The organism is Microbacterium sp. (assembly GCF_047972865.1).
Taxonomy (GTDB): domain Bacteria; phylum Actinomycetota; class Actinomycetes; order Actinomycetales; family Microbacteriaceae; genus Microbacterium.
Window position 1 is genome coordinate 1 of the sequence record NZ_JBKEAY010000189.1, and the last position, 8,984, is coordinate 8,984.

Genomic DNA, 8,984 nt, shown 5'->3' on the forward strand with positions numbered 1-8,984 from the left:
CGACCACGCAGATGTGGTCTCGGCGCGGAGGTGCGTGCACGTGTGGTCTCGACCACGGGATGCCGGCGGTGCGGCCATCGGCATCCCGTGCAATGTGACCGATGCGGCGGCACTGACGGCGGCGGTCGAGCAGGTGCACGAGCGGTGGGGCCGCGTCGACACGGTGCTCGCCAGCGCGGGCGCCGCCCTCGACGCCCCGGGCGCGTCGGATGTGCTGGACCGGTTGGATCGGATGTTCGATCTGCACGTGCGGTCGGTGGTGCGGCTGAGCGAGGCGACCCTGCCGCTCATGGCCGGCGGCGGCGGAGGCGCGTTCCGGGCGATGTCGAGCCTGTCCGGTCTACGCGGAAACAGGCTGATCGGCGGCTACGGCATCACGAGGGCCGCCGTCGCCCAGCTCGCCCGCAACATCGCCGTGCAGTGGGGTCCGCGCGGCATCCGCTCCACCGCGCTGTCCCCCGGGGTCATCGCGACCGACTTCGCCACCCCGATCACCGGCGACCCCGAGGCCGCCGCGGTGCGGCTGGCGAAGACTCCGCTGCGCCGGTTCGGCACCCCCGCGGAGGTCGCGACCGCGGTCGTGTGGCTCGGTGGCTCGCCTCCCCCGGCGGCGCGTTCGTCAGTGGCCTGAACATCGCGATCGACGGCGGCACGCTTGCCTCCGACTGACGCACGCCCCTCGTCCGCCGCCGGTGACGACGGCGATCGTCGCGCGCCTGCAGGCCGCGGGGATGGCCGTCGCGAGCGTCGATCTCGTGCCGCCGCCCGCCGCCCGCGACGGCGTGCTCGATGTGACGTGCGATGTCTCGGATGCCTGTGATCGCGCATCCGCCCCCGGGAGGGGATGTCAGTCGTAGGTGAGGGCGGCGTCGCGCCAGGCGCGGAAATGCTCCTCGCGGTTGTACTCGGCCAGCTCGCCCGGGGTGAACGTCACCCCGTGCAGGATGCCGGTGAACCGGAACGATCCGTGCCGGGTGTGCATGTCCCACGACACCGGTCCGCCGCGGTCGATGCCGACGTCGATCCCCGTGTACGGGGCCAGGCCGATCATCATCTGCACGCCGGTCACCGCGGCTGTCCCGGCCACGCCCACGACGCCCACCTCGACATCCCACGTGATACCCGGACGCCACGACGCCGTCATCACGACGGTATGCCGCCCTTCCGGCAGCTGCGGGCCAACCGCATGATGCATGGCGCCGTACTCGTTGTACTCCAGATGAACAGCACCGTCCTCGACATACACGACGTACCCGCCGTTCTGGTCCCCGTGCGCGAACAGCACACCCGCGTCGTCGGCCGCTGTCGTGACCTCGGCGTGCACCTCGAACGACCGGCGTGAAATCAGCGCCGCCGACCGCCCGCGTTCCAACTGCGGCGTGCCCGCGTAGAGAGTCACCGGGTCGGCGAACGCGTCGGTCGACGGCCGGTGAACGCCGGTGAAGTATCCCTGGTGGTCCTCGAGAGGGTAGACGGTGTTGCGCCAGGCTTCGCGTTGCCACCCGGCGGCCATATCGGCGACGAGGTCGGGATGCCGCGCCGCCACGTCGTCGATCTCGGTGGGATCGGTCGACATGTCGAACAGCTGCCACTCCGCGTCGCTGTAGGGCGTCGCCGGTGCGTGCAGAGTGAGGGCCTTCCACCCGTCACGGTAGAACCCGCGGTGCCCGTTCCACTCCGAGTACTGTTCGCGCCGCACGCCCGGATGCTGCGGCTCGGTGAGCACAGCGGCGAAGCTCTGTCCGTCGGGATGCTGCGCCGGCTGGCCACCGCGCTGGTCAGGCCGGGTGATCCCAAGCATCTCCAGGATCGTCGGCGCCAGGTCGGTGACGTACGCGTACTGCCGCCGAAACCCGTCGTCTCCGGCGTCCTTGCGCAACCCCGCCTGCCACGACATGATCACCGGGGTGCGCACGCCGCCGGCGAACGTCGACCCCTTGTACAGCCGGAACGGCGTGTTCGAGGTCATCGCCCACCCGCGCGGGTACTGCACCATGGCGCGCGGCCCGCCGATCAGGTCGAGATCGAGGTCGGCGTCACGGTTCCAATTCTCGGGGATGCCGGCCATGAACCCGAGAAAGTTCGCCAGATAGCTACGGGTGCCCAGGCGCCCGCCGTCGTTGGCACCCCCGTTGTCGCTCGTGAAGACGATGATCGTGTTGTCGAGCTCGCCCTGCTCCTCCAGCGCATCCATCAGCCGGCCGAGGTTCTGGTCGAGGTTGTCGACCATCGCCGCGTACACCTCCATGATCCGTGCAGCCTTGGCCTGCGCGTCGGCGGGCACCTCATCCCACGGCGGAACATCCAGCGCCGGCCCCTCATCGTTGCGGGCCGGAAGCCGGGTGCCGGGCTCGACGACGCCCAGTTCTTGCTGACGTTCGAAGCGCCGGGCCCGTACGGCATCCCAGCCGTCGTCGTAGCGCCCGCGGTACTTCGCGATGTCGTCGGGTTTGGCCGCGAACGGGGCGTGCATCGCGTGGTGCGCGAAGTAGAGGAAGAACGGGCGCTTCTGCTCGTGCGCGCGCAACGACCGGATCATCCCGATCGCCTCGTCCGTCAGGTCATCCGTCAAGTAGTAGTCGTCCGGGTACCGTTCCACCTCGACCGGGCTGTTGTCACGGATGAGGCGGTTGGGCGCCATGAACGGCGTGAACCCTTCCAAGCATCCGTAATAGCGGTCGAACCCGCGCTGACACGGCCACGACCTCTTGTCGGTTCCCTCGCCGGTGGCCGACTCGCGGCTCAGGTGCCACTTGCCGACCATGAACGTCGAGTAACCCGACTGTCGCAGCACCTCGGGCAGAGTGAGCACGTCATCGGCGATCTCGAACGTCGAGCCGGGGAACCCGGGGTCGAACGCGGCGACGTTGCTGAATCCGGCCCGGTGGGGGTTGAGGCCGGTCAGCAACGCCGCGCGCGCCGGGGAGCACACCGGGGTGGTGTGGTAATTCGTCAGCCGCACGCCGCGCTCGGCGAGACGATCGAGGTTCGGGGTGTCGATCTCCGACCCGAACGGACCGATATCCGCATACCCCATGTCGTCGACCAGCATCACGATCACATTCGGAGCCCCCTCCGGCGCGGTCGGCTCGGCGGGCCAGGCCGGACGGGACTGCGAGATGGTCTCGGCGACCGAACCGGTGAAGTGCTCGTACCCGCGCGCGTGCTCCGGGACCGCCGCGGGGTGCGGCTCAGGCATCCGACGCCTTCTTCTCCGAGGCCTCGCGGAACTTGGGGTCGATGATCTCGCGCATCACCTTGCTGCGCAGCTCGCCGAACTCGTGCGCGGCCTTGGTGGTGATCTGATCGCGCACCGGGCCGAGGTCGATCGTGACGTCGTCGATGACGCGCGTGGGCTTGCCGGCGACGACCACGACGCGGTCGCTCAGGTAGACCGCCTCGTCGATATCGTGGGTGACCAGGCCGATCGTGAGGCCGAGCTCGGCACGCAGCCGCAGGATGAGGTCCTCCAGCTCGAACCGGGTCTGCGCGTCAACCGAGCCGAACGGCTCGTCCATCAGCAGGATCGGCGAGTCGTACGCCAGGGCGCGGGCGATCGCGACGCGCTGCTGCATGCCACCGGACAGCTGCCACGGGTACTTGACGCCGGTGTCGCCCAGACCCACCGATTCCAGCGCCCGCAGCGCCCGCTCATTGCGGTCGGCCAGGCCGACGCCGCGGCTCTGCAGCGGGAACGCGACGTTGTCCCAGATCTTCATCCACGGCATCAGCGATCCGCGATAGTCCTGGAACACGACGGCGATCTCCTCCAGCGGACGGTCCACCGGGGTGTCGCCGTAGGTGACGGTGCCGGATGTCGGGGCCATCAGCCCCGACAGGCACCGCAGCATGGTGGTCTTTCCGGCACCGGAGGGCCCGACGATGCAGACGAACTCCCCGGGGTCGATGGTGAGGTTCAGACCGCCGAGAACCCGGTGGGTACCGAAATCCTTGGTCAGTGAATCGATCACGAGCGGGTACTTGGAACGCGCCTCCTGCGGCGCTTCGACGGTGGTAGCCACGGCTCCAGCCTCCAGTTTGTGTTGAACGCGACGCGCCGACGGCTCAGCCCGCGGCCCGACGGAAATACCAGCCGAGCGTGGCGCGCTCGACCCAAATGAACAGCATGTTGATGAGGTAGCCGACGACAGCCAGCACGATCGTTCCCGCCCAGGTCTCGGCCACGGCGAACCGCTGCCCGCTGAACAGGATGTAATAGCCGATGCCGTCGGCCGACCCGTACATCTCGCTGACGACCACCATGACGATACCCACCGACAGCGCGATCCGAAGACCCGCGAACGTCTGCGGCAGGGCACCCATCATGGTGACGCGCCGCAGCCGCAGAGCGTGCGTGATGCGGTAGCTGCGAGAGGTCTCCAGCACCGCCGGCGAGATGCCACGCACCCCGTCGGTGGTGTTCAGCAGGATCGGCCAGACGCAGCCCAGCGCGATCAACGCGATCTTCGGCAGCGCGCCGATACCGAGCGCCACGATGAAGATCGGCACCAGAGCGACGAAGGGCAGCGCCCGCACGAAGTTCAGCATCGGCTGCATCGCTTCGCGCAGCACACGGCGTTCGCCGAGGATCAGCCCACCGCCGATGCCGACGGCCACGGCGATCGCGTAGCCGCAGAAGAAGTTCACGAGGCTGTAGCCCAGTGCTTCGGTGAGCGTACCGTTCGCAAACCCCGCGATGATGGTGTCGATGACTTTCGTCGCCGGCGGGAAGTAGACGTCGGTGCTGTTCGCCGAGGCGATGAACACCCACACCACCAGCACAATCGGCAGCCACACGAAGCTCGCGGCGGTCCCGATGCGCTTGAGCGCGGGGTGCTCGGGCTTGATGACGACGTTGGCCAAAGTGAGACTGTTACTCATCGGATGCCTGCCTCCAGCGCAGGAAGTGCGCTTCCAGTAGTTCGGCCAATCGGGTCACGATGTAGCCCAGCGTCCCGGCCACCAGGAAGTAGGCGAACGCCGTCGGTGTGGCCCCGTCGACCTGCGCGGTGGACAACCCGAACCCGATGCCGGGAAGACCGCCGACCACCTCGGAGCCGATGGACACCAGCACCGCCATCGTGGCTGCCAGACGCAGCCCGGTCATGATCGACGGCGTCGCGGTGGGCAGGGCCACCCGGATGAAGTAGAGCGGCAGTTTGATGCGGTAGGCCTGCGAGGTCTCCACGATCTGGTGGTCGATGCCGCGGGCGCCGTACAGCGCCTGCACGATGAGCGGGAACGAGCAGGCCAGCACGACCGCGATGACCTTGGTGGTCGTGGTGGTGCCGTAGATCAGGATGATCACCGGCAACAGTGCGATCGCGGGGAACGAGCGGCCCAGGTCCACCAGCATCCGGGTCGATCGCTCGACGAACGGGAACAGTCCGGCGAAGAGCCCGATCGGGATGGCGATCACGGCGGAGATCGCCAGGCCCAGCATCGCGCCGCCGACCGTTTGCCCCACCGCGACCCAGAACGTGCCCTGGCCGAGCAGTTCGATCAGTGCGACGACCACCTCGCTGAACGGGGGAAGCAGGGCCGGGGGGAGAAGCCCGGTGCGCGCCACCAGCTCCCAGGCGATGATCGCCGCAGCGATCACGCCCAGGGCCAGCAGGTTGCGCCGGGTCTTCTCACTCACCCCGGCTGCTGCGGGGGCGGGTGCCTCAGCAACAGCCACCGGTTCAGCCTCGTTCGGCTTCCGACCACAGCAGCTGCTCGTCGACGTTCACCGCGGTGTCGATGAAGTCCTGCGCGAGCATGGCATCGGCCATCTGCTGCATGATGTCCACGTGGAACGGCCCGCTGAAGGGCTGGATCTCGCGGTTGTCGATGTACGCCTCGGGGAGCTTGGTGAGTTCCTTGTCGATGCGACGCACCTCGTCGGGGTTCGCGTCGGCGTAGTCCTGCGCCTTCTGGTTGGCTCGCAGGAACGCGGCAACGACCTCGGGGCTCTCGGCGATGTACTTGTCGCTGGCCGCCCACGCCACCTGGGTGACCCGGGGAATCGAGGCGGAAGCGGCGGTGTCCTCGAGGAAGGTGAACCCGTTCTGGATCGCTCCCTGGAAGAACGCCGCGAAGGTGAGGATGGCGTCGGCCTGACCCGATGTGGCCGCTTCGGCCAGGGCATCCGGGGTCAGCTGCACCCACTCGATGGACTCCAGCGGCACGCCGGCTTTCTCGAGCGCGAGGTTCGTGGCGATCACGGGCAGGCCGGCCAGCTGACCGGTCGCAATCGTCGCACCCTCGAGGTCGGCGACCGTCGTGATGTCGCTGTCCGGCGGCACGAGGATGCCGGCGCTGGACATGATGTCGGGGTCGTCGTTCTGGATGACCGAGAGCATCTTGATCGGCACGCCCTGCGACACCGCGGCGATCGGGGACGCGGAATCGATCATGGCGAACTGGATCTGACCGCTCACCAGTTGGGGCGCCAGCGTGACCGGGTTACCGGTTCCCGCCGTCACGTTGATCTCCAGGCCCTCCTCCTCGAAGAAGCCCTGTTCGATGCCGAGCATGAGCGGCTCGAACTGGCCGCCCGCGGAGCGGACGACATCGATCGTGACGGGGTTGTCGGGGTCGAGCGCCTCCCCGCCGCCGGAGGGCGAGGTGCCGCCGCCTCCGGATGAGCATCCGCCGATCATGAGTCCCGCAATGGCGAGACCCACCAGCGAGAGGGTTGTGCGAGTTCGAATCATGCGGGGCCTCCTTGCCCAGTAGATGCTTTTCCCGTGCGATCCGGTGGGATACGCGGGTCTGTGACAGCGTGATGACGGTATCCAGCCGGGCGGGTGTTCCGGAAGCGTGCCGCGCCCATACCTGTTATCGCGGCCCGGATGTCGAGCACTCGGGGTGCGCGATTCGGAGGGGTGGCGCTGGATTCGGATGGATCGCCACGTCCGGGTTCGAATCCGCGCGCATCATCCGAATCCACGCCTGCCCACCGCGGCCGACCGTCACGTTCGAGGCGGGCGCGCGGTTCCACGGGCCGCATAGGATGAGGTCACCCGCATCGTTTCGACCGCTCAGGGGCACAGCGACGTGACCGACGTACGAAAACTCGACCTCAACCTCATCGTGGTGCTCGACGCGTTGCTCGCCGAACGCAACCTCACCCGCGCGGGCGAACGGGTGGGGATGACGCAGCCCGCCGTGAGCGGCGCGCTCGGGCGGTTGCGCGAACTGTTCGGCGACGAACTGCTCGAGCGGCAGGGCCGCGGATTCGTCCTCACGCCTCGGGCGCGGGCTCTCATTCCCGTCGTGGCCGAGTGCATCACCGAGGTACGCCGGCTCTATGACGTGCTGCCCGAGTTCGATCCCGCCACGAGCACCCGCACGTTTCTCGTTTCCGCCAGTGATTACGTGCTCGCCGAGGTCAGCGCCCCGTTGCTGCGTGTGCTCGCGGAGGAGGCTCCCGGCACGAACGTCGAGTTCGTCGGCCTCCCGGTGGAGGCCATGGTGTCGCCGATCGACCTGCTGCGCTGCGATCTGGTGATCGCGGGTACCGGCCGCGGCATCCCCGGCAAGCGCACCTCGCTGTTCTCGGACAGTTTCGTGTGCCTGGTGGATGCCGCCAATCCGTCCCTGGAGGACGGCGCGCTGACGGTGGACGCACTGCGCGACCTGCGGCACGTGCGATCGGTGTTCGGGGCGCAGGCCTCCACCCACATCGACGACGCCCTCACCGCAGAGGGGCTGATCCCGTCGGTCGCCATGACCGTGCAGGGGTTCATGCCGGTGCCGTTCGCGTTGGCGGGCACACCGTGGGTGGGGTGGGTCCCCGAGCGCACCGCGAATCGGTACGCCGCATCGTTGGGCCTGGCCGTGGCCCGCACGCCCATCGCGCCGAGCGTGCTCGTGGAGGCGGCGCACTGGCATCCGTCAAAGTCCGACGACGCGGCCCTGCAGTGGCTCGTGCACAAACTGCGTCAGGCCTCGGAGGTCGTCGAGTTCGGCGAAGACGCCGAGCTCTGACCCGCCGGCGCGCGCTCTAGTGCGGGATGCCGAGGTCGCGACTGTTGCCGTCGAGGTCGGTGTGCACGAACGAGTTGTAGGCGACCAGGATGTCGCTGAATCGGTCGGTCTCGTCGACGTCGTACATGATGAGTCCGTCGAACTCGAACGTCTCGCCCTGGCGCACCGCTCCGAAGATGGTGTCGGGCGCGTCGTGCTTGGCGGTGAACAGGGTGTTCATCTGGATCGCGGCGGTCGTGGTGTTGGAGACGAACCGTGGCACGGTGAGCCGCTCGACGAAGTGCGGCCAAATGTTGTCGTTGTAGTGGTGTTTCATGCCGTCGACGCCGGTGTACTCCAGCGTCCCGTTCTTCATGTGCATGCCCGGGGCCAGGTAGTCATCGAACGCGGTGTCGTCCTCGGCATTGAACCGTCGGATGTACTCGCGGAATCGTGCCTCTTCCATGAAGCCTCCTCGTCGGTGAACAATCGCTTCCGCAACGGTACGGGCATCCGCACCTGGGCAGAACGTTCGGTCGAGGATGCCTGGTATCCGCAGTGTGCGAGATCCGCCGTGACAGGTCGCCCGATGATGGGCCATGCTGGTCACATGGAGACTCCAGGGTGGATCACGAATCAAGGACTTGTCGACTGGGTGAAGGAGATGGCCGAGCTGTGCACGCCCGAGGACGTGTACTGGTGTGACGGCTCCGACGAGGAGTACGACCGGCTCTGCGAGGAGCTTGTCGAGGCGGGTACTTTCGTGCGCCTCAACCCGGACCTGCGGCCGAACAGCTTCCTCGCGCGCAGCGACGCGAGCGACGTGGCGCGGGTGGAGGAGCGCACCTTCATCTGCGCGCGCAGCCGCGAGGATGCCGGGCCGACGAACAACTGGATGGACCCCAAGGAGATGATGGGGATCCTGAAGGACCTGTTCACCGGTTCGATGACGGGGCGCCGGATGTACGTCATCCCGTTCAGCATGGGTCCGCTCGGCTCCCCCATCGCGCAGCTGGGCGTGCAGCTGACCG

At 68.0% G+C, this 8,984-nt stretch carries 9 protein-coding genes and 1 pseudogene; 4 read left to right on the forward strand and 6 right to left on the reverse strand.

Annotation, left to right across the window (positions count from 1 at the left end; genetic code table 11):
- Together ACK5KK_RS11210 and ACK5KK_RS11215 are read left to right on the forward strand one after the other, a co-directional pair.
- On the forward strand, positions 1-631 hold a 631-nt coding region (locus ACK5KK_RS11210; RefSeq protein WP_416890169.1), incomplete at its 5' end, for an SDR family NAD(P)-dependent oxidoreductase.
- Between the two features lie 61 nt (positions 632-692).
- On the forward strand, positions 693-857 hold the full coding sequence (locus ACK5KK_RS11215; RefSeq protein WP_416890170.1) for a hypothetical protein: 165 nt from the start codon (positions 693-695) through the stop codon (positions 855-857).
- On the opposite strand, the gene ACK5KK_RS11220 is transcribed toward ACK5KK_RS11215, so the two are convergent.
- The 5 genes from ACK5KK_RS11220 to ACK5KK_RS11240 are packed head-to-tail and all read right to left on the reverse strand — an operon-like array spanning position 848 to position 6,698.
- Positions 848-3,199, reverse strand: coding sequence for an arylsulfatase (locus tag ACK5KK_RS11220; protein ID WP_416890171.1), 2,352 nt, complete (start codon positions 3,197-3,199; stop codon positions 848-850). The genes ACK5KK_RS11215 and ACK5KK_RS11220 overlap by 10 nt on opposite strands.
- Positions 3,192-4,022, reverse strand: coding sequence for an ABC transporter ATP-binding protein (locus ACK5KK_RS11225; protein ID WP_416890172.1), 831 nt, complete (start codon positions 4,020-4,022; stop codon positions 3,192-3,194). Before ACK5KK_RS11225 ends, ACK5KK_RS11220 begins: the two co-directional genes overlap by 8 nt.
- Positions 4,023-4,065: 43 nt before the next feature.
- Positions 4,066-4,881, reverse strand: coding sequence for an ABC transporter permease (locus ACK5KK_RS11230; RefSeq protein ID WP_416890173.1), 816 nt, complete (start codon positions 4,879-4,881; stop codon positions 4,066-4,068).
- Positions 4,874-5,641 carry an ABC transporter permease gene (locus ACK5KK_RS11235; protein WP_416890174.1) on the reverse strand — a complete coding sequence of 256 codons (768 nt, stop codon included), beginning with the start codon at positions 5,639-5,641 and terminating at the stop codon, positions 4,874-4,876. The genes ACK5KK_RS11230 and ACK5KK_RS11235 overlap by 8 nt, the downstream gene beginning before the upstream one ends.
- Before the next feature lie 43 nt (positions 5,642-5,684).
- Positions 5,685-6,698 carry an ABC transporter substrate-binding protein gene (locus ACK5KK_RS11240; RefSeq protein WP_416890175.1) on the reverse strand — a complete coding sequence of 338 codons (1,014 nt, stop codon included), beginning with the start codon at positions 6,696-6,698 and terminating at the stop codon, positions 5,685-5,687.
- A gap of 343 nt (positions 6,699-7,041) precedes the next feature.
- Between ACK5KK_RS11240 and ACK5KK_RS11245 the strand changes: the two genes are divergently transcribed.
- Positions 7,042-7,974, forward strand: a complete 933-nt coding sequence (locus ACK5KK_RS11245; RefSeq protein ID WP_416890176.1) for a LysR family transcriptional regulator — start codon at positions 7,042-7,044, stop codon at positions 7,972-7,974.
- Between the two features lie 16 nt (positions 7,975-7,990).
- Here the strand turns inward: ACK5KK_RS11245 and ACK5KK_RS11250 are convergent, their stop codons facing one another.
- Entirely contained in the window at positions 7,991-8,419 is a 429-nt protein-coding gene (locus ACK5KK_RS11250; protein WP_416890177.1) for a hypothetical protein, read from the reverse strand.
- A gap of 144 nt (positions 8,420-8,563) precedes the next feature.
- Between ACK5KK_RS11250 and ACK5KK_RS11255 the strand changes: the two are divergent.
- Positions 8,564-8,984, forward strand: a pseudogene (locus ACK5KK_RS11255) (phosphoenolpyruvate carboxykinase); the annotation flags it as partial.